Annotated in this window: 20 protein-coding genes; 12 read left to right on the top strand and 8 right to left on the bottom strand. The window is 33.2% G+C overall.

Annotated features, from left to right (window positions below):
• Positions 1-580: 580 nt before the first annotated feature.
• Positions 581-1,117: an MCP four helix bundle domain-containing protein gene (locus PBN93_RS04575; protein ID WP_408612208.1), complete on the top strand. Its 537-nt coding sequence runs from the start codon at positions 581-583 to the stop codon at positions 1,115-1,117.
• 73 nt (positions 1,118-1,190) lie between these two features.
• Here PBN93_RS04575 and PBN93_RS04570 read toward each other — a convergent pair whose 3' ends face one another.
• The 3 genes from PBN93_RS04570 to PBN93_RS04560 form a co-directional block, all read right to left on the bottom strand.
• The gene (locus PBN93_RS04570) at positions 1,191-1,487 is read right to left on the bottom strand and encodes a hypothetical protein (RefSeq protein ID WP_271081561.1); all 297 of its coding nucleotides are present in this window, start codon (positions 1,485-1,487) and stop codon (positions 1,191-1,193) included.
• Positions 1,488-1,614: 127 nt separating this feature from the next.
• Positions 1,615-3,231: a phosphoenolpyruvate carboxykinase (ATP) gene (gene pckA / locus PBN93_RS04565; protein ID WP_271081560.1), complete on the bottom strand. Its 1,617-nt coding sequence runs from the start codon at positions 3,229-3,231 to the stop codon at positions 1,615-1,617.
• Between the two features lie 68 nt (positions 3,232-3,299).
• Complete coding sequence (locus tag PBN93_RS04560) at positions 3,300-3,686, bottom strand: DUF423 domain-containing protein (protein WP_077403976.1); 387 nt, start codon at positions 3,684-3,686, stop codon at positions 3,300-3,302.
• A 79-nt stretch (positions 3,687-3,765) separates the two neighbouring features.
• Here PBN93_RS04560 and PBN93_RS04555 point away from each other — a divergent pair, with 79 nt between their 5' ends.
• The 6 genes from PBN93_RS04555 to PBN93_RS04530 all read left to right on the top strand — a co-directional run bounded on the left by PBN93_RS04555 (position 3,766) and on the right by PBN93_RS04530 (position 9,232).
• Positions 3,766-5,139 carry a saccharopine dehydrogenase family protein gene (locus PBN93_RS04555; RefSeq protein WP_077403979.1) on the top strand — a complete coding sequence of 458 codons (1,374 nt, stop codon included), beginning with the start codon at positions 3,766-3,768 and terminating at the stop codon, positions 5,137-5,139.
• A gap of 48 nt (positions 5,140-5,187) precedes the next feature.
• Positions 5,188-5,658: an Lrp/AsnC ligand binding domain-containing protein gene (locus PBN93_RS04550; protein WP_077403982.1), complete on the top strand. Its 471-nt coding sequence runs from the start codon at positions 5,188-5,190 to the stop codon at positions 5,656-5,658.
• 59 nt (positions 5,659-5,717) lie between these two features.
• Positions 5,718-6,077 carry a hypothetical protein gene (locus tag PBN93_RS04545; protein ID WP_271081559.1) on the top strand — a complete coding sequence of 120 codons (360 nt, stop codon included), beginning with the start codon at positions 5,718-5,720 and terminating at the stop codon, positions 6,075-6,077.
• Positions 6,078-6,313: 236 nt separating this feature from the next.
• Entirely contained in the window at positions 6,314-7,144 is an 831-nt protein-coding gene (locus tag PBN93_RS04540; RefSeq protein ID WP_271081558.1) for an MbnP family protein, read from the top strand.
• 78 nt (positions 7,145-7,222) lie between these two features.
• Positions 7,223-8,251 carry a cytochrome-c peroxidase gene (locus PBN93_RS04535; RefSeq protein WP_271081557.1) on the top strand — a complete coding sequence of 343 codons (1,029 nt, stop codon included), beginning with the start codon at positions 7,223-7,225 and terminating at the stop codon, positions 8,249-8,251.
• Positions 8,252-8,254: 3 nt separating this feature from the next.
• The gene (locus PBN93_RS04530; protein WP_271081556.1) at positions 8,255-9,232 is read left to right on the top strand and encodes a transporter family protein; all 978 of its coding nucleotides are present in this window, start codon (positions 8,255-8,257) and stop codon (positions 9,230-9,232) included.
• A gap of 144 nt (positions 9,233-9,376) precedes the next feature.
• Here PBN93_RS04530 and PBN93_RS04525 read toward each other — a convergent pair whose 3' ends face one another.
• The 4 genes from PBN93_RS04525 to PBN93_RS04510 all read right to left on the bottom strand — a co-directional run bounded on the left by PBN93_RS04525 (position 9,377) and on the right by PBN93_RS04510 (position 15,044).
• A complete protein-coding gene (locus PBN93_RS04525) occupies positions 9,377-10,075 on the bottom strand; it encodes a zinc metallopeptidase (protein ID WP_077403994.1) in 699 nt (232 codons plus the stop codon).
• Positions 10,076-10,166: 91 nt separating this feature from the next.
• Positions 10,167-11,267 (bottom strand): alanine dehydrogenase, encoded by a 1,101-nt coding sequence (gene ald, locus PBN93_RS04520; RefSeq protein ID WP_271081555.1) that lies wholly within the window; start codon positions 11,265-11,267, stop codon positions 10,167-10,169.
• A 163-nt stretch (positions 11,268-11,430) separates the two neighbouring features.
• Positions 11,431-14,361: a leucine--tRNA ligase gene (locus PBN93_RS04515; RefSeq protein WP_271081554.1), complete on the bottom strand. Its 2,931-nt coding sequence runs from the start codon at positions 14,359-14,361 to the stop codon at positions 11,431-11,433.
• Positions 14,362-14,486: 125 nt separating this feature from the next.
• Positions 14,487-15,044 carry a porin family protein gene (locus tag PBN93_RS04510; RefSeq protein ID WP_271081553.1) on the bottom strand — a complete coding sequence of 186 codons (558 nt, stop codon included), beginning with the start codon at positions 15,042-15,044 and terminating at the stop codon, positions 14,487-14,489.
• A gap of 160 nt (positions 15,045-15,204) precedes the next feature.
• Between PBN93_RS04510 and PBN93_RS04505 the strand changes: the two genes are divergently transcribed.
• From PBN93_RS04505 to PBN93_RS04485, 5 genes are all read left to right on the top strand, one after another.
• Positions 15,205-16,083 (top strand): cell division protein FtsX, encoded by an 879-nt coding sequence (locus PBN93_RS04505; protein WP_271081552.1) that lies wholly within the window; start codon positions 15,205-15,207, stop codon positions 16,081-16,083.
• Between the two features lie 44 nt (positions 16,084-16,127).
• Complete coding sequence (locus PBN93_RS04500) at positions 16,128-16,394, top strand: DUF3098 domain-containing protein (protein WP_271081551.1); 267 nt, start codon at positions 16,128-16,130, stop codon at positions 16,392-16,394.
• A gap of 3 nt (positions 16,395-16,397) precedes the next feature.
• Positions 16,398-17,183 carry an undecaprenyl-diphosphate phosphatase gene (locus tag PBN93_RS04495; RefSeq protein ID WP_013620481.1) on the top strand — a complete coding sequence of 262 codons (786 nt, stop codon included), beginning with the start codon at positions 16,398-16,400 and terminating at the stop codon, positions 17,181-17,183.
• 12 nt (positions 17,184-17,195) lie between these two features.
• The gene (gene truB, locus PBN93_RS04490; RefSeq protein ID WP_271081550.1) at positions 17,196-17,906 is read left to right on the top strand and encodes a tRNA pseudouridine(55) synthase TruB; all 711 of its coding nucleotides are present in this window, start codon (positions 17,196-17,198) and stop codon (positions 17,904-17,906) included.
• Between the two features lie 62 nt (positions 17,907-17,968).
• A complete protein-coding gene (locus PBN93_RS04485; RefSeq protein WP_271081549.1) occupies positions 17,969-18,691 on the top strand; it encodes a hypothetical protein in 723 nt (240 codons plus the stop codon).
• Here the strand turns inward: PBN93_RS04485 and PBN93_RS04480 are convergent.
• Positions 18,674-19,303, bottom strand: a complete 630-nt coding sequence (locus PBN93_RS04480) for a thioredoxin family protein (protein WP_271081548.1) — start codon at positions 19,301-19,303, stop codon at positions 18,674-18,676. The two genes, PBN93_RS04485 and PBN93_RS04480, sit on opposite strands and share 18 nt — an antisense overlap.
• Positions 19,304-19,492 lie beyond the last annotated feature (189 nt).

Genomic DNA, 19,492 nt, shown 5'->3' with positions numbered 1-19,492 from the left:
AGTACACAAGTATATAAAGCTAGCAAACCTGCTATTGCAAGTATAATTATACCTAAATATATTAAGTAGTCTAAATCTGATTGCCAAAAAAAATAGCTCAATTTTATAAAAATTACTATACCGCCAATTAAAGAGAATAGAAAAGAAATAATTAATAGCTTTTTTGTATTCATATTAATGAGTTAAAACTGTTTGTCAAAAATTGAAATTAGCATTTAAAATAAAAAAAACATTTATAATTTATACTAAATACCTTTTTTATCGTTTTTTTGGGAGTCTTTTTGTTGCTACTAATATTGCTAAATATTTAGGCAAAAATTACTTTTTATAATAAGTTACTATGTAATACTTTGTTTTATTATATGCAGCTTTTACATTTTAGTGCAAGTACTTTTAATAAATAAATTATACAAGTCTAATTTGCGTGTTTATATATTAATTTTTTTAGTATATTTATTTAGTAAGATAAACTTAACACACCCACCACTTAGAGTTTACACAGCAAATAATAACTATTATGGGATTTTATGCCAAGTTTAAATGGATTCTAGGGATTTTATTGATTTTTGTTTTAATAATAATGACAAACTTAATTGATAAAAACAATTTTGTGCGGGTTAGAGACTCTGTAGTAACCATTTATGAAGACAGATTAATAGCCAACGATTTAATTTTTGAAAAGTTAAAGTTGGTACAAGAAAAAGAGGTTGCGGTTAAAACGTTGGATAGTACTTTTTATGAAAACCGTAATTTAAAAGTAAACGATAATTTACAGTCGTTAATTTCTAAATTTGAAAAAACCAAATTAACTCCAAAGGAAGCAACCGTATTTAACGATTTTAAAAGTAACGTTAAAGTGTTGCAAAATGCAGAAACTAAGTTTATAAACTCTAGTTATAACAGTACATCTAAAGTAAGTAGCGCTATAAATAGTTTAAAAACTAACCTTAATGATTTATCTAAAATACAATTAAATGAGGGTAGCAGGCAAATGTCTATTAGTAAACGAGCAGTAGATTCGGTAGAGCTATTTACACAAATAGAAATTTATATGCTTGTTTTTTTAGCAATTATTATTCAGGTTGTTGTAATGTATAACCCCAAAGAAAAGAAGTGAGTTAGTTTGTAAATTGCTGCTTTTTAGACTTTTTTTTGGAATGTTGTCTCCAAATGTTTTGTTGTAGGTAGTTTTAGATTAAAAATTTGATACATCTAATTAATAAAACTAGACCAATAATAAATAAAACCCAAAGAATAATTCGGTCTCTTTTTTGTTCTGCCTTAGCACGGTTACGAATCTTAAGTTTTAATTTATACATTTCCTTTTTAGGTAACGTTTTAAAGCTTAGGTCATAAGATTTTGCTTCTTTAGAGTAGATAGTTTTACGATTATCATCTTTAAATTTCCCCCTTTTAGATGGGCGTTGTGCACGGTTTTGTCTCATCCGATTATTCATATCCTGAATGTGTCCTGCTCCAAACCCCATATTTATTTTTTATTGCGTTTTCAGTGGTCTATTATTACTCTTAAATTTAATAAAAAAATCCAGAGAAGCTAGCTCCTCTGGATTTTGTAATTAAAATTATTAAACTGTACCAGGTACAGTATTATACTTAAAAGGCGTAGCGTTGCGGGCCACCTCTTCTAATTTCTTCATTAGCGTAAGACTCAAACTTTTTAAAGTTTTCGCGGAACGCGTTAGATAATTTAAAAGCAGTTTTGTAGTACTCTTCATCGTTATTCCAAGTTGTTCTTGGGCTAAGTACTTCTGTAGGTACACCAGGACACTCTCTTGGTTGTGCAACACCAAATACAGAGTGTATGTGGTATTTATCATAAGAGTATAAACCTAAGTCGCCATTTAATACAGCATTAATCATAGCACGTGTGTACTTTAATTTCATACGTGTACCAATACCGTAAGGACCACCAGTCCAGCCAGTATTTACCAACCAAACATTTACGCCAGCTTCTTGCATTTTTGCACTTAGCATTTCTGCGTATTTAGTTGGGTGTAATGGCATAAAAGGAGCGCCAAAACAAGCAGAAAAAGAAGGTACAGGCTCTACAACACCAGCTTCTGTACCAGCAACTTTAGCAGTGTAACCAGATATAAAGTGGTAAGCAGCTTGTGCAGGTGTTAGCTTAGATATTGGAGGCAGTACACCAAAAGCATCTGCTGTTAAAAAAAATATATTTTTAGGGTTTTTACCTATAGATGGTTCTTGTATGTTTTCTATATTGTAAATAGGGTAACTTACTCTTGTATTTTGAGTAATAGAGGTATCTGCAAAATCTACAGCGCCCTTATCATCCATTACAATATTTTCTAAAATAGCACCTTTTTTAATGGCACCAAATATTTCTGGTTCGTTTTCTGCAGATAAGTTAATTACTTTAGCGTAACAACCACCTTCAAAATTAAAAACCGAGTTTTCATTAGTCCAACCGTGTTCATCATCACCAATTAATTTTCTGTTAGGATCTGCAGACAGGGTAGTTTTTCCTGTGCCAGATAAGCCAAAGAAAATAGCAGTGTCACCGTCTTTACCAACATTAGCAGAACAGTGCATAGGCAATGTGTCTTTGTAAACAGGTAAAATAAAGTTTAAAGCAGAAAAAATACCTTTTTTAATTTCACCTGTGTAACCAGTACCACCAATTAAAGCAACTTTTTTAGTAAAATTTAAAATTGCAAAATTGTGTTGGCGTGTACCATCTACAGCAGGGTCTGCCATAAAACCAGGAGCGTTTACAACGGTCCATTCTGGGTCAAAGTTTTTTAACTCCTCTGTAGTTGGTCTTAAAAACATGTTGTATGCAAACATATTAGACCAAGGAAATTCATTAATAACCCTAATGTTTAACTTGTAATCTTTATCAGCGCATGCGTAAGCATCTCTTACATAAAGTTCTTTTTCGTTTAGATAATCAATCACTTTATTATAAAGTGCATCAAATTTATCTGGCGCAAAAGGAATGTTAATATCTCCCCACCAAACTTTATCAGCAGTTATGTCATCCTTTACAATAAATCTGTCTTTAGGAGATCTACCAGTAAATTCGCCAGTATTTATTGCCAAAGCTCCAGAAGAAGCCTCTTTTCCCATACCTTTATCTAAAGTTATTTTGTGCAATTCTGACGGAGATAATTGATAATTAATGTCAGTGCTTGTAATACCATATTCCTCCAACGAAATCGTTTTCGTGTCTGGACTATAAGTGCTCATAGTTTTAGTTTTTTTGTTAATGCAAAGCTAAAAAAAATTTGCAGTTATGTAGTTTAATTGTCAAATGTTTAGTTAAAATGTTTAAAAATACGATAACCCAATAAAAACCATCCAATTATTAAAAATAATCCACCAATTGGAGTTGCAAGTGCTATAGATTTTGCATTAAATCCTAAAATTGTATCAATACTTAAAATATATATAGAAAAACTAAACAGAAAAATACCTGTAACCAAAACGTAAAAAATTTGCTTTTTATGCTTTGCAGTAAGTTTTGGTAGTACACCTAAAACCAACAATAAAAGTGCGTGGTACATTTGGTATTGCGTCCCTGTTTTGTATGATGCTATTGCTTTGGCATCTACCAAATTCTCTAATCCGTGTGCACCAAAGGCTCCAAAAATTACTGCAGTAAAGCCAAAAAATACTCCAGCACTTAAAATTGTTTTGTTCATAACAAAAAACGTTTGTAAATTTATAAATGTAACAAAACTGATCATTGTATCAGTATCACAACCAAAAGTAATAAAACATATGTTAAGACAAATACTTGTATTAGGTGCCGGAAAATCTACCGCTTATTTATTAGATTATTTACTAGAAAAAGCTGCAGCAGAAAACTTACATATTACTATTGCAGATTTACAACCACAAAATATAGCGCCACATATAGCAAATCACCCGGCTTGTAGCGTAGTTGGTTTAGATATTTTTAATATAGAAGAAAGGCAAAAATTGGTGCAAATGGCCACCTTAGTAATATCTATGTTGCCAGCAAGTTTACATATACAAGTAGCTAAAGATTGTGTTAATTTTAAAAAGCATTTGGTTACAGCATCTTATGTTAGTGATGAGTTACTTGGTTTAAATAAACAGGTAAAAGACAACAAGCTTGTTTTTATGAATGAGATTGGCTTAGACCCCGGAATAGATCATATGAGTGCTATGCAGGTAATAGATACTATTAGAGAAAAGGGTGGCAAAATGTTGCTGTTTGAGTCTTTTACTGGTGGTTTGGTTGCGCCAGAGAGTGATACTAACTTATGGAACTATAAATTTACCTGGAACCCAAGAAACGTGGTGGTTGCTGGGCAAGGTGGTGCCGCAAAATTTATACAAGAAGGTACTTACAAATACATACCTTATAATAAACTATTTAGAAGAACAGAGTTTTTTAATGTAGAGGGTTTTGGTAGGTTTGAAGGGTATGCCAATAGAGACTCTTTAAAATATAGAGAAGCGTATGGCTTGCAAGATGTGCTTACGCTATATAGGGGCACAATGCGTAGAGTTGGTTTTTCTAAAGCGTGGAATATGTTTGTAGAACTTGGGATGACAGATGATAGCTATACGATAGAAAACTCTGAGAATATGAGTTACAGGGCATTTACAAATTTATTTTTACCCTATTCGCCAACAGATTCTGTAGAGCTTAAGCTACGTCATTACTTAAAAATAGATCAGGATGATGTAATGTGGGGTAAGTTGTTAGAACTACACCTTTTTGATGATACTAAATTTATAACACTTAAAAATGGGACGCCAGCACAAATACTACAGCAAATTTTAGAACAAAGCTGGACACTAGATAAGGACGATAAAGATATGATTGTTATGTACCATAAATTTGGTTACAGTCTTAACGGAGAAAACAAGCAAATAGATTCTAATATGGTTGCCTTAGGTAAAAACCAAACGCATACGGCTATGGCAAAAACCGTTGGTTTACCTGTTGCTATGGCCGCATTATTAATTTTAAATAACAAAATAAAAACTTACGGTGTACAAATACCTATAACTAAAGAGGTGTATGCTCCAATTTTAAAAGAATTAGAAGATTTTGGCATTGTTTTTAAAGAGTATAATACAGAGTACAAGGGCTATAATTCTGTAATAATGAATAGTTAGTATTTAAAGCTATATTGGTATCTTTACAGTTAATTTATAACTAGACTTATGAAATTTGATAACGATAGAATAAAAATTGACGGCATAGACAAAAAAATTATAAGGTATCTTATGCAAGATGCTCGTAAGCCCATTTTAGAAATTGCTCGTAAAATAGGAATTTCTGGCGCTGCTATCCATCAACGTTTACGTAAGTTAGAAACATCAGGCCTAATGTCTGGTTCTAAGTTTGTTATAAACCCTAAAGTTTTAGGTTACACTACAATGGCCTACATTGGTATATTTCTAGATAAAGCAATGAGTAACCCAAAAGCTGTTAAAGAATTAGAGAAAATACCAGAAGTATTAGAGTGTCATTATACAACGGGTAATTGGTCTATACTTATAAAGGTGTTATGTAAAGATAATGAGCATCTTATGCACGTATTAAATAAAGAGATACAACAAATACAGGGTGTTTCTAGAACAGAAACTTTTATTTCATTAGACCAGCAAATAGATAGGCAAATACAAATATAATTGTAGCTATTTATGACAATTGTTCTGGTTTTATTTTTTTTTAATGCTAAATTTGCGGCGTGAAACAGACCTTACTCATAATTGCAATTATTATTTGTATAAAGCCAATATTCCCGTTTATGGAGTATGTGGTTAATTATGATTATATCTCTAAAGTGTTGTGTATAAATCAAGACAAGCCAGAGTTAGAGTGTAATGGTAAGTGTGCACTAATGAAATCTATAGAGAAATCTACTCAAGAGGAGCACAATGAGCAAGGTGTTGTAAAATCAGAATTTCAGTTGTTGTTTCATCAAAATAATCAAGATGTTTTTGTAAACACACAACTTCTATCACAAAAAAAACACAAAATACTTTCTGCAGAGAGTAACTATCATTTTAATTCGGTTTTTAGTCTTTTACGTCCTCCTATTTCTTAAGTTTTATTAGTTAAGTTTAATGTGAATATGATTTTTCAGTCTATGTAAAGTCATAATATCTCTGTGTTGTTTTTTATCAACCCATAACTTAACAATATTCAAGTTTGTTTAATAAAAAAAATCAATATAAACACTCTTTGCTAAGAGGTGTTTATGGCTTAATGGTTTGATTTTTTTTACCTAAACGCATAATACAAACACACAAAATAGAATTAAGAAACAGTAAAAAAAATATAATGAAATCAAATTTTTTAAAATCGATAGTGGTAAGTTTTAGTTTACTAGCATTAGCATCTTGTTCTTCTGATGATGATGGAGAAATGGATAATGTAAATCCAGGACAAGTAACACTTGAATTTGATAATGGCTTTGCAGGAAACGATTTAATAATAGGAAACGCTAATACTGCTAATGCAAATGGTGAGGCGTTAACCGTATCACGTTTAAATTACATTGTAAGTAATATAGTTTTGATAGATGAAGACGGTATGGAATATGCATACCCAAAAGAAAGTAGCTATTTTATTATTAGCGAAGATTCTAATGATGAGTTGGCAGATAATACAAAAGTAGTTTTAGAAAATGTGCCTGCTGGCACATATACAGCCGTTAAATTTGGTATTGGTGTAGATAAAGAAAAGTACGACCAGGGATTAAGCGGAGCAGGTGACTTTTGGGATGCTGCTGGCGAGTATGACATGACATGGTCTTGGGCAGCAGGTTACAAGTATATAAATTTTGAAGGTACTTATACATCTAACACAACTACAGATGAGCAGTACTGGGTACACTTAGGTAGAGCTAGTGATGAGGTTACAAATTACACAGAAACTACTATAGATGTTCCTGCATCTTCTGCAATTATTGTAAATGAAAATATGGCTCCAGAAGTGCATATTATTACAGATGCAAATGCACTATTAACTGCAACAGAGGCGGTAAGTTTAGAGACATATGAAAACGCAATTATGGGTGGCGAAGGTGCAGTAAAAGTAGCAACTAATGTACCGTTAGCATTTAAAATAGATCATGTACACAACAACGAAGCTGGTAACAGCAGTCACTAAATAGTAATAGCGTGTTACGGGCCTGGTTTTAGTTTTGGTTTTAGCTGGGCCTGTGGCGCCTATTTTTTATTAGTAATAATGAAAAAAATTAGTTTCTTTTTGGTTTTGTTGGCAGTTATAGGTTGCCAGAGCAATGATGATGGGTATACTAATATTCCGGTAGAGTTAGAGGTGCCTGCACATTTCCCTGAAGTAACTTATAATTTAGCTCATAATCCGTTAACAAAAAACGGAATTGAGCTTGGACGTAAATTGTTTTATGAAGGTGCAGTGTCTTCTACAGGTACAGTTTCATGTGGTACTTGTCATGAACAAAAATATGCATTTACGCATCACGGACATACATTTAGCCATGGCGTAAACGATTTAGAAGGGACAAGAAATACGCCTCCTGTACAAAATATGGCTTTTTTAGAAAATTTTGCTTGGGATGGTGCAACGGGCCATTTAGATCTTTTTCCTGTAATTCCTATTACAACAGAGGTAGAAATGGATGAAACGCTAGAAAATGTTATAGAAAAACTGAAGAACAAATCTGGTTACAAAAAATTGTTTGCTGAGGCTTTTGAAGATGGAGAAGTGAATTCTGAAAACTTTTTGTTAGCATTATCGCAGTTTATGCTAACAATGATTTCTGCAGATGCTAAGTATGATAAGTACATAAATAAAGAAGTTCAGTTAACCGAAGTGGAACAACAGGGTTTAGCTCTTTTTGAGCAAAAATGTGCTAGTTGTCACGCTACAGCGCTATTTTCTGATGGTAGTTTTAGAAACAATGGGTTGCAACCCAACACCAAGCTTAATGATTTAGGTAGGAGTGTAGTAACTGGTTTTGTAGAGGATAATTATAAGTTTAAAGTACCAAGCCTTAGAAATATTGCGGTTACTGCACCGTATATGCATGATGGTAGATTTGGAACTTTAGAGGCGGTACTTGATTTTTATAATAGTGGAGTTGTAGACTCACAAACCTTAGATCCTTTATTGCGTAGTGGTGAGAGGTTGGGTATTGCTACAACAGCAGAGGAAAGGGTGGCAATTATTGCCTTTTTAAACACCCTTACAGATGATACTTTTTTAACGGACGAACGATTTTCAGAAAAATAGAATATGAAAAATTTAATAATAATAGCATGTCTATTGGTTGTGTGCAATGTATTTGCAATACATAAAACTGAGCCAACAGATAGTTTGCAAACAGCAACAGCAGTAAAGCATTATGTTTTTGATGACTTTTGCGATACTTGTGGCTGTAGTGGTAATGGTGGTAGTATGGGTTTTGGTACTGGTTTAGATACCAATTTTGCAGGTGTGCGTTACATATCTCAAAGTTATAGGTCTAGAGATGGTATATTTAATAATTCACCTTGGATAGATGAAAACTTTAATACATTGCAAGCTTGGGGTAGAGTGCCTGTAGGAAAGCATTTTTTAGTGAATGCCATAGTTCCTTATCATTTTCATAATAGAGAGTTTGCAAACAAATCTTCTCAAAATATTAATGGTTTGGGAGATATTACATTGTTGGGGTTTTATAAAATTTTAGCAAAGCAAGATAGTATTATGGTTGTTGGTCCACAGCACTCTTTACAAGTTGGTGGCGGAGTAAAAATGCCAACAGGTAGTTTTAACAGGGCTAATAATACAGGTAGTGTAAACACTAGTTTTCAGTTAGGAACAGGTAGTTGGGATTATGTTACTGCAGTTAATTACGGACTTACGCATAACAATTGGGGAATGTCTGCAATGGTAAACTATACGTTTAAAACAAAAAACAGTGAAGATTATCAGTTTGGTAACCAATTAAATTATGGTATAAATACTTATAAAACATATTATTTATCTCCTGATTTTGCATTAACGCCTGCATTGGGTGTTAGTGGAGAAAATTATGATGAAGATGAGTCTTATGGCTTATCTGTATTAAATACAGGAGGTGATGTTTTATTTGGTAAGCTAAGTGTAGAGGCTAGTTACAAAACATACTCGTTAGGGGTAACTACAATGTTGCCAATAGATCAAGATTTAAATAACGGTAAGGTTGAGGTAAAAAATAGAATATCACTATATCTTAATGTAAACATTTAGTAAAATATAATTGGGCATAATGTACAACGCTAACTTCAGTTGGTTCTAACGGTTTGGGGGAATTTTTAGAACAGCATTGTGTCCAATAAAAAAGGGTGTCTTTAAATAGACACCCTTTTTACTTTGTGTATGTTTTTATAATAATTAATCTCTTCCAAATACTTGGTAAGCCCAGTATACTAAAGATGCTAATGCACCTAAAGCAGCAACAAGGTATGTTCTTGCAGCCCATTTTAATGCATCTTCTGCGCCAGCATATTCTTCTTGGCTAAGCATATTTTTGTTTTTTAACCATGCTAATGCGCGGTTACTAGCATCATATTCCACAGGTAGTGTAATAAAACTAAATAGTGTAGCAAAGCCCATCATTAAAAGTCCGGCTACGGCAACCCAAAAACCAATGCCACCGGCTACTCCAGTAACAGCCATTAAAACAACGCCTCCATAAACTACCCATTGAGACATACTAGATGTTGCGCTAACAACAGGAACTAGCTTAGAGCGCATTGTTAACCATTGGTATGCTGTAGCGTGTTGTACGGCGTGTCCGCATTCGTGAGCGGCAACTGCTGCTGCAGCAGCATTACGCTGACTGTAAACACCTTCACTAAGGTTAACGGTTTTGTTTACTGGGTTGTAATGGTCTGTTAGCATACCAGGAGTAGAAATTACTTTTACATCTCTAATACCGTTGTCTGCCAACATTTTTTCTGCAATTTCTGCGCCACTCATTCCGTTACGCAATTGTACCTTAGAGTACTTTTTAAATTTGCTTTTAAGTCTGTTGCTAACAATCCAGCTAACTAAAGCAACTGCACCAATAATTATATAATAAGTATACATAGTTTGTGTTTTTAAATAATAAATATAACAATTTAAAAGCAAAAACCTCGCCAAATTAAGCGAGGTTTATTTTACTGACAGTTGTTTGTATTTATGCTAATGCTTCTTCCCAGCCAAAAGCTTCAAGAATTTCACTATAAACTATTTTACCTGATACAATGTTTAGCCCTTTTTGCAAAGAAGCGTCTTGTTCGCAAGCTGCTTGCCAACCTAAGTTGGCTAATTTTAAAGTGTATGGCAGTGTTACATTGGTTAATGCCATTGTAGAGGTATAAGGTACAGCACCTGGCATATTAGCAACAGAGTAATGTACAACATCATCTATAATGTAAATTGGGTCTTCATGGGTAGTTGGTTTGGTAGTTTCTACACAGCCGCCTTGGTCTACAGCAACATCTACTATTACAGTACCAGGTTTCATTTCTTTAAGCATATCTCTGGTAATAAGGTTTGGAGCTTTAGCTCCTTTTAAAAGCACACCGCCAATAATTAAATCATGTGTTTTTATGTGTTTTCTAATATTAAACTCGTTAGAAAACTCTGTGGTAACATGTGGTGGCATTACATCATTAACATAACGTAAGCGTTTCATGTTTACATCTAGTATGGTGACGTGTGCGCCTAAACCAGCTGCCATTTTAGCAGCTTGTACGCCAACTACACCAGCACCTAATACTAAAACTTTGCCAGGAGCAACACCAGGTACGCCACCTAAAAGTACACCTCTACCTTTAACTGGTTTTTCTAAGTATTTAGCGCCTTGTTGTATTGCCATTCTTCCTGCAACTTCAGACATTGGAGTTAGTAGTGGCAAAGTGCCGTCATTGTCTTCAACAGTTTCGTAAGCAATACATATGGCTTTTTGCTTAATCATTGCTTTAGTTAGCGCTTCACTAGATGCAAAATGAAAATATGTAAATAAAATTTGTCCTTCTCTTATAAGGTCGTATTCTTCTTCTATAGGTTCTTTTACCTTAACAATCATATCACTCATTGCATACACTTGAGCAATAGTATCTAAAATTGCAGCACCAGCTTGTTGGTAGTCGTTATTGCTAAAACCACTGCCTAGGCCAGCTCCAGACTGTACGTAAACGGTGTGTTTGTTTTTTACCAATTCAAAAACCCCTGCAGGCGTCATACCAACACGGCTTTCATTGTTTTTAATTTCTTGAGGAATACCAACAATCATAATTAACTATTTTAGATTTTGGTGCTAAATTAAATTAATTATTAAAAGTATTTCTAATTAATCGATAAAATTAAGGGGTGTAAGGTTAAAATAATTACTTTTAATAAAAACACCCCTATAAAAAATAGGGGTGTATGGTAAATAAAGTGCTTTATTTTAATTTTTACCCTACAATGTTTATAATTTTTCCTGGAACTATAATTACTTTTTTAGGTTCGCGACCTTGTAATTGAGCTATAGTTTTTTCATGTGCCATTACAGTGGCTTCAATTTCATCTTTAGACATATCTAATGGTAACTCTAGTTTAAATCTCATTTTACCATTAAAAGAAACAGGATATTCTTTACTACTTTCTACAAGGTGCGATGCATCAAACTTAGGAAAAGGAGCTGTGGCAATTGAGGTGTTGTGTCCTAATTGCTGCCATAACTCTTCTGCTATATGTGGTGCATACGGAGAAACTAAAATGGCTAAGGCTTCTAAAATTTCTTTGCTAGTGCATTTTTGACTAGACAACTCGTTTACACATATCATAAAAGTAGAGACCGATGTGTTAAAAGAAAAGTTCTCTATATCTTCTGCAACCTTTTTAATGGTTTTGTGTAATGTTTTTAAATTGTCTTTAGTTGGTGCAGCATCTGTAAATTTAGCGCCATTATCATCTAAATATAAACGCCATAATTTTTTTAAGAACCCGTGTGTACCTGTAATACCAGCAGTGTTCCAAGGTTTAGATTGCTCTAGTGGGCCTAAAAACATCTCGTACAAACGCAAGCTATCTGCACCATATTCTTCGCAAATACTATCTGGACTAACCACATTGTATTTAGATTTAGACATTTTTTCTACCTCACGCTTAACTTTAAAAGTGCCATCCTCTTCAGTAATAAAAATAGCGTCTTTGTATTCTGGTCTCCAGTTTTTAAAAGCTTCAATATCTAATTCATCAGAAGCATTTACAAAAGAAACATCTGCGTGTATTAATCTAAAAGAAACTTCAGAAAGTTCATTTTCAGAAATTCCTTTGCTATTTAAAATTTTTAAATGTTCATTATATTTAGGATGCTCGGTATGTAGGTAGTTTGGACCGTCAAATAACCCTGCTGACTCATAAATTTGTAAACTTTTATCATTGTGAAGAGCTTCATACACAAAAGCACTTGTACCTGTAATCATTCCTTGGTTAATCAGTTTTTTAGCAAACTCATTTTTAGGAACTACACCTTTATCAAACAAAAATTTCTGCCAAAAACGTGCATATAATAAGTGTCCGGTTGCGTGCTCACTACCACCAATGTATAAATCTACATCTTGCCAGTAGTTAATTGCATCATCAGAAAATATGGCATCTGTATTATTAGGATCCATATAACGGTTAAAGTAAAAACTACTACCTGCCCAACCTGGCATTGTGTTTAACTCTAACGGAAATACAGTCTCGTTGTTTATTTCACTATTGTCTACAACTTTATTTTCTTTGGTACACCAAGCCCAAACGTTAGCATTACCTAGTGGTGGTTCGCCAGTTTCGGTTGGTAAGTATTTTTCTACCTCTGGTAATGTAATAGGTAAATGTTTGGCATCTATCATTTGTGGCATACCATCTACATAATACACAGGAAAAGGTTCTCCCCAGTAACGTTGTCTGCTAAAAACAGCATCGCGCAGGCGGTAATTAATTTTACCTTTACCGTGACCTATTTTTTCTAGCTCGTAAATGGCTAGTTTCATTGCTTTTTTGTACGGTAACCCGTTTAAAAAGTCTGAGTTTGCAATGATGGTTTTTTCTTTATCTACATAAGCTTCTTCAGAAATATCTACACCTTCAAAAACATTAGGGATATCAATATTAAAATGTTTAGCAAAATCATAGTCGCGCTGGTCACCACAAGGTACTGCCATAACTGCTCCGGTACCGTAGCCAGCTAATACGTAGTCGCCAATCCAAATAGGAATAGGTTTTTTTGTAAAAGGGTGCTCTGCGTAAGCACCAGTAAATGCACCAGAAATAGTTTTTACATCTGCCATACGCTCGCGCTCACTACGTTTTGCAGTGGCTTGTATGTAGGCATCTACCTCTGCTTTTTGTTCTGGAGTAGTAATGGTTGCTACTAGCTCATGTTCTGGAGCAAGAGTCATAAAACTAACACCAAAAATAGTATCTGGTCTTGTTGTAAAAACGTCTATTTGATGAGATTGCTTCGCTTCGCTCGCAAGGACATTAAAAGTAACAGAAGCACCTTGACTTCTTCCAATCCAGTTGGTTTGTGAGTCTTTTAAAGGTTGTGGCCAGTCTATGGTATTTAAATCATCTAATAAACGTTGTGCGTAAGCAGAAATACGCATACTCCACTGCGTCATTTTTTTACGAATAACAGGATGTCCGCCACGTTCTGATACTCCGTTTATAATCTCGTCATTAGCTAATACAGTTCCTAAAGCAGGACACCAGTTTACTTCGGTTTCTGCTAAGTATGTTAGTCTGTATTGTAATAAAATTTCTTGTTGCTTTTTAGTGTCGTATCCTTTCCAATCATCTGCAGTAAAAACACTAATTTCATCATCAGAAACAGCATTTACGGTTGCGTTTCCTTCTTTTTCAAAAATCTGAATTAAGGTAGAAATATCTTCAGCCTTATTAGAGTTATTATTATACCAAGAATTAAATAACTGAATAAATATCCACTGTGTCCATTTGTAATAATCAGGATTAGAGGTGCGTACTTCACGACTCCAGTCAAAAGAAAAACCAATTTTATCTAGTTGTTCTCTATATCTACTAATATTTGTTTTAGTAGTAATAGCAGGGTGTTGCCCCGTTTGTATAGCATATTGTTCTGCAGGTAAGCCAAAAGAATCGTACCCCATTGGGTGTAAAACATTGTATCCTTGGTGTCTTTTGTAGCGCGCATAAATATCACTTGCAATATACCCAAGTGGGTGGCCAACGTGTAACCCCGCACCAGAAGGGTAAGGGAACATATCTAAAACATAAAATTTTTCTTTGTCAGAATTATTTTCTGCTTTAAAAGTTTGGTTTTCTGCCCAATATTTTTGCCACTTGGCTTCAATTTCTTTAAAATCGTAGTTCATATGCTTGTCTTCTGCTATTTAGAATGGGGCAAATTTAAGAATTACAAGCCAAACAGCCTACTATTGCTTTTACTAGTGTGTAAAAACTTAAACACCCTGCAATGCAAGGTGTTTAATGGTCTTTTTTAAAAGATATAGCCTAATGATATTTGTAGAACGCCGTTTTTAATATCTGGGTTTTCTGCAACTGTACTAATGCCAAAATTATACCTGGCTTCAGTAAAAATACCATCAGCTAAATGGAGTCCAAACCCGGTATTAAAACCAAAATCTACACTTTTAGCATCTGTATCTAAAGTACCAATATTGTCATCATAAAAAATTGCTTTATCGGATACTAAAAAAGAAACTTGCGGACCAGCTTGTAAAAACAATTTAGGTAAAACATTATACTTTAGTAATACAGGTACGGCTATGTAGTCTAATTTTGCCTTGTACACATTTTTAATATCTGCACCTTGTCTGGAGTACAGTAGCTCTGGCTGAATATCTAGCTTTTCTGAAATTTCAATTTGTGTAAATAAGCCAGCGTGAAAAGTAACAAGGCTATTTTTGTCTTGGTTATTGCCATACAAATTAGAAACATTTAAACCAGCTTTTGCGCCATAATTTAATTTTTGGGCAATGGCATTATTGCTATAAACAAAAAGAGCGGTTAAAAGTAAAAAGATAATTTTTTTCATAATTATATGTTTTTTGTTTTGTAGGATTTTACAACTACTATGCCAAAAAATGTTAATTTGTAATAAGCTTATTCTTGTTTTTTGTAGATTACTAATTACAAACACCTTTAAAATGTATTATTACAAATTACTTTACTATTTTTACGTATTGTTATAAGTTATGAGTAAATCTTTTGAACGTTACCAAAAAAGGAAATTAATTTCCTCTTATTTTTCTGTAGTACTTAGTATTGCTCTAGTTTTATTTTTGCTAGGAGCGCTTGGTTTGTTGGTGTTAAATACAAAAAAAATGGCAGATCATTTTAAAGAACAGATAACAGTGTCTGTATTTTTAAAAGACGATGCAAAACAAGTAGAAATAGACCAATTGCAAAAAAGTTTAGCTATGGCAGACTATACTAAGCAGGCCATTTTTGTGTCAAAAGAAGAAGCCGCAGAACAGCATACAGAAGCTATTGGAGAAAATTTTATAGAGTTTTTAGGGTATAATCCTTTAAAAAACTCTATTGATGTACAATTAAAAGCAGACTTTGTATCGCCAACGCAAATTGAAGAAATAGCAGAAAATATACAAGCAAAAGATTATGTAGAAGAAGTAAGTTATGACAAGCCTCTGATATCTTTATTAAATGATAATGTAAAAAAAATTAGTTTATGGATTTTGGTAGCTAGTGGCATATTTGCATTTATTGCATTTTTGTTAATTAACAGTTCTATACGCTTATCTATATACTCTAAACGTTTTATTATTAAAACAATGCAAATGGTTGGTGCAACAAAGCGTTTTATACGCAGACCTTTTTTATGGACAAATATAAAATTAGGTATGTTAGGAGCCTTTATTGCAATGATAGGTTTGGCTGTAACTATTTATTACGTAAACGATTTTTTTCCTGAACTTACTTTGTTTGAAGATCCAACAACTTTAGGGCTGTTATTTGCTGCAATTTTTGTTTTAGGCGTATTAATTTCGTTTATAAGTACATTTTTAGCCACACAACGTTTCTTAAATCTTAGGACAGACGATTTATATTATTAGATTTGCACTGTTAAAAATTATGCAAGGATTAAATTTTTTACAAAATGAAAAAAAATAACACCACCACAGGGGAAAGTACAAAAAAGGAATTTATTTTTCAGAAAAAGAATTACATTTTTATGGCTATTGGTCTTGCTTTTCTTACACTTGGTTTTGTATTAATGAGTGGAGGTGGTAGTGATGATCCTAATGTTTTTAATCCTGAAATATATAATTTTAGAAGAATTCGCCTTGCGCCAACTTTGGTGCTAATAGGTTTAGGTATAGAGGTGTATGCCATTTTGTTAAATCCGCACAAGAAGAAAAACTAAATTTTGGACATATTACAAGCAATTATTTTAGCAATTGTAGAAGGTATAACGGAGTATTTACCAGTATCATCTACAGGGCATATGATTATAGTGTCTTCCTTTTTTGGCATAGCTCAAGAAGAATTTACAAAATTATTTACCATAGTTATACAATTAGGTACTATACTCTCTGTGGTTGTGCTTTACTTTAAGCGCTTTTTTCAGAGTGTAGATTTTTATTTAAAACTATTGGTAGCATTTATACCTGCTGTTGTTTTAGGCTTGTTGTTAAGTGACGTTATAGACTCTTTATTAGAAAACCCACTTACGGTAGCAATATCCTTAGTAATAGGTGGTGTAATTTTATTACGTGTAGACCATTGGTTTGCGGACTCAGAAGAAAAAGAAATTACTTATTTAACAGCATTAAAAATTGGTTTCTTTCAGTGCTTGGCTATGATACCTGGTGTTAGCAGAAGTGGTGCAAGTATTGTTGGTGGTATGTCTCAAAAACTATCTAGAACCGTGGCAGCAGAGTTTAGTTTTTTTTTAGCAGTACCTACAATGTTAGGTGCAACTTTAAAAAAGAGTTACGACTTTTACAAGCTAGGGTATACGTTAACAGGAGAGCAAATTAACTTATTAATTATTGGTAATGTGGTAGGTTTTTTGGTTGCCTTATTAGCTATTAAAACATTTATAGGTTATTTAAGCAAACACGGTTTTAAAATGTTTGGTTACTACCGTATTGTTGTTGGGTTGGCAATATTGGCAATTCACTACTTTGTACACCCGCTAATAATAATTTAATTTTTTTGTAGCGTGACAAGCAAAGAAGAATTTTTAGAAGGACAGATATTATTAATAGATAAACCACTAACTTGGTCATCTTTTCAGGCAGTAAACGCTTTAAAATGGGGTATTCGCAGAAAATTTGATTTAAAGAAAATTAAAATTGGCCACGCAGGTACTTTAGATCCTTTAGCTACAGGATTATTAATTATTTGTACAGGTAAATTCACAAAAAAAATACCTACACTACAAGGCCAAATAAAAGAATACACAGGAACCATAACTATTGGGGCAACCACACCGTCTTATGATATGGAAACCACAGTAGAAGAGACGTACCCAACAGAACATATAACTGAAGAGCAAATACACGCCGCGACTACTAATTTTATTGGAAAAATACAGCAGGTACCACCAGTTTTTTCGGCATTAAAAAAAGATGGTAAACGCTTGTACGAGTACGCTAGAGAAGGGCAAGCAGTAGAAGTAAAATCTAGAGAAATAGAAATTACTGAGTTTGAAATTACAAAAATAAATTTACCAGAAATAGAATTTAGGGTAGTGTGTAGTAAAGGAACTTACATACGCTCATTAGCTAACGATTTTGGTAAAGCATTGCAAAGTGGCGCATATTTGTCTGCCCTAAGAAGAACCAAAATAGGTAATTTTAACGTAGATAATGCAATAACTCCTGCAGATTTTCATACCACAGTATTGGGTATGCCAAAACCTAAAGAGTAGTAATAAAACACCTTTTTTGATTAAGAATAAAATATTTTTATAAAAACAAGGTTATAAGTTATATGTTTAAAGATAGTAGATACTTATCATTTTTAATCACATTCTTTTCTATGTCTATTGTTATATTGTCCTTATACAATATACATTTAGGGGCAAAAGAAGAGGAAGAGTATGTGGTAGAACTAGCAATGCTAGAAGAAGATGAGGAGTTAGAGGAGATGCAGAAAGAAGAACAGCAACCTACCCAACAGCAAGAAATAAAAAGCCATATGGCGTATAATGAAAAGGCAAAACCAACTTATGGTAATCCAGAGCCTTTAAAAACGCTAGAAGAATTAATGGAAGAGGCAAAATCTGATGCAGAAAGTGATCCAAATTCAAAATTAATAAGCTCTGAAAATGGCTACGCAGCCAGTTTAAAAGAATTAGCAAAAAAGCGCCAAGAGGCCAAGCAAAAATTAGGAGAAAAAGACGCAAAAAAAGATGAGGTTTCTCATAACTTAGCAAAACGTAAAACGTCTATATCCTTTTCTTTAGTAAAACGAAGTGCTTATGACTTGCCACCGCCAACGTACACTTGTATAGAAGGAGGTAAGGTAGTAATTAATATTATTGTAGATAATTTAGGTAATGTAATAGATGCAGAATTTAATAAAAAAAGTTCTGGTACCAGTAATGGTTGTTTGGTAGATAATGCCATAGAGTATGCATTACAATCTAAGTTTAGCAATTCCTCTAAAGAAAAGCAAAAAGGAACAATTACTTACCTATTTCAAGGTAAGTAAGTGTAGTAGGTCTTCAATAGTATTTAAACCTTTATCTTTATTGTACCAGACTTGTAATTCTTGTTTAAATTCTGGTGTTAAGCTACCGTTTTTGGCTTTAAAATTTTCAACAATTTTGGTAAGTGTGCTTGGTCTAGGACCCCAATCTCCAATAACTTTTTGTGTTTCTTCATTAAAAGCAATAAGCCTTGGTATAGATAATGTGTTGTTGTATAAAAAATGATTCATAAGGTCTAAATTTTCATCTCTTAAAATCACTTTTACATCAATATTAGAATTTTGTTCTGCAATTTTTTGCATTATGGGCATAGATTGTGCAGCATCTCCGCACCAACTTTCTGTAAGTACAAGCCAGGTAATTTTAGTACTACTTTGTTTAATTTTGGTTATGGTGTCATCTGTTAATTTAGTGGTTTTTTCTAAACGCTTCATACGCTTATCATTAAGCATAGTATAATTTGCCAAAGCATCTGTTTGTACAACACCGGTAGACTTGTTGCTGGTAACCAAATTATGCATAAGTTCTCTGTATGTAGTATAAGGCATTGCAGTAGAAATTGCCTTGGTAATTAATGCAGTTACAGTATTGTTTTTTGTATTTGTAGAATTCATAACTAAACGCTTTACTTTTTTTATTCAAAAATAATATAGAAACTATTTATATAAGCTGATAATCGTCATATTGGTAGTGTAAAGTTTTAGAAACTTACAATTAGCACTATTAAGACAAGTTTAACAGTTATACATTACATTTAGTTAACAATGTGAGATAAACTTAAACTTTAAATAATAGATTTCTAA

This window comes from Cellulophaga omnivescoria (assembly GCF_027915275.1).
Classification (GTDB): Bacteria; Bacteroidota; Bacteroidia; order Flavobacteriales; family Flavobacteriaceae; genus Cellulophaga; species Cellulophaga omnivescoria.
This window is presented reverse-complemented; position numbering and strand designations above follow the sequence as displayed.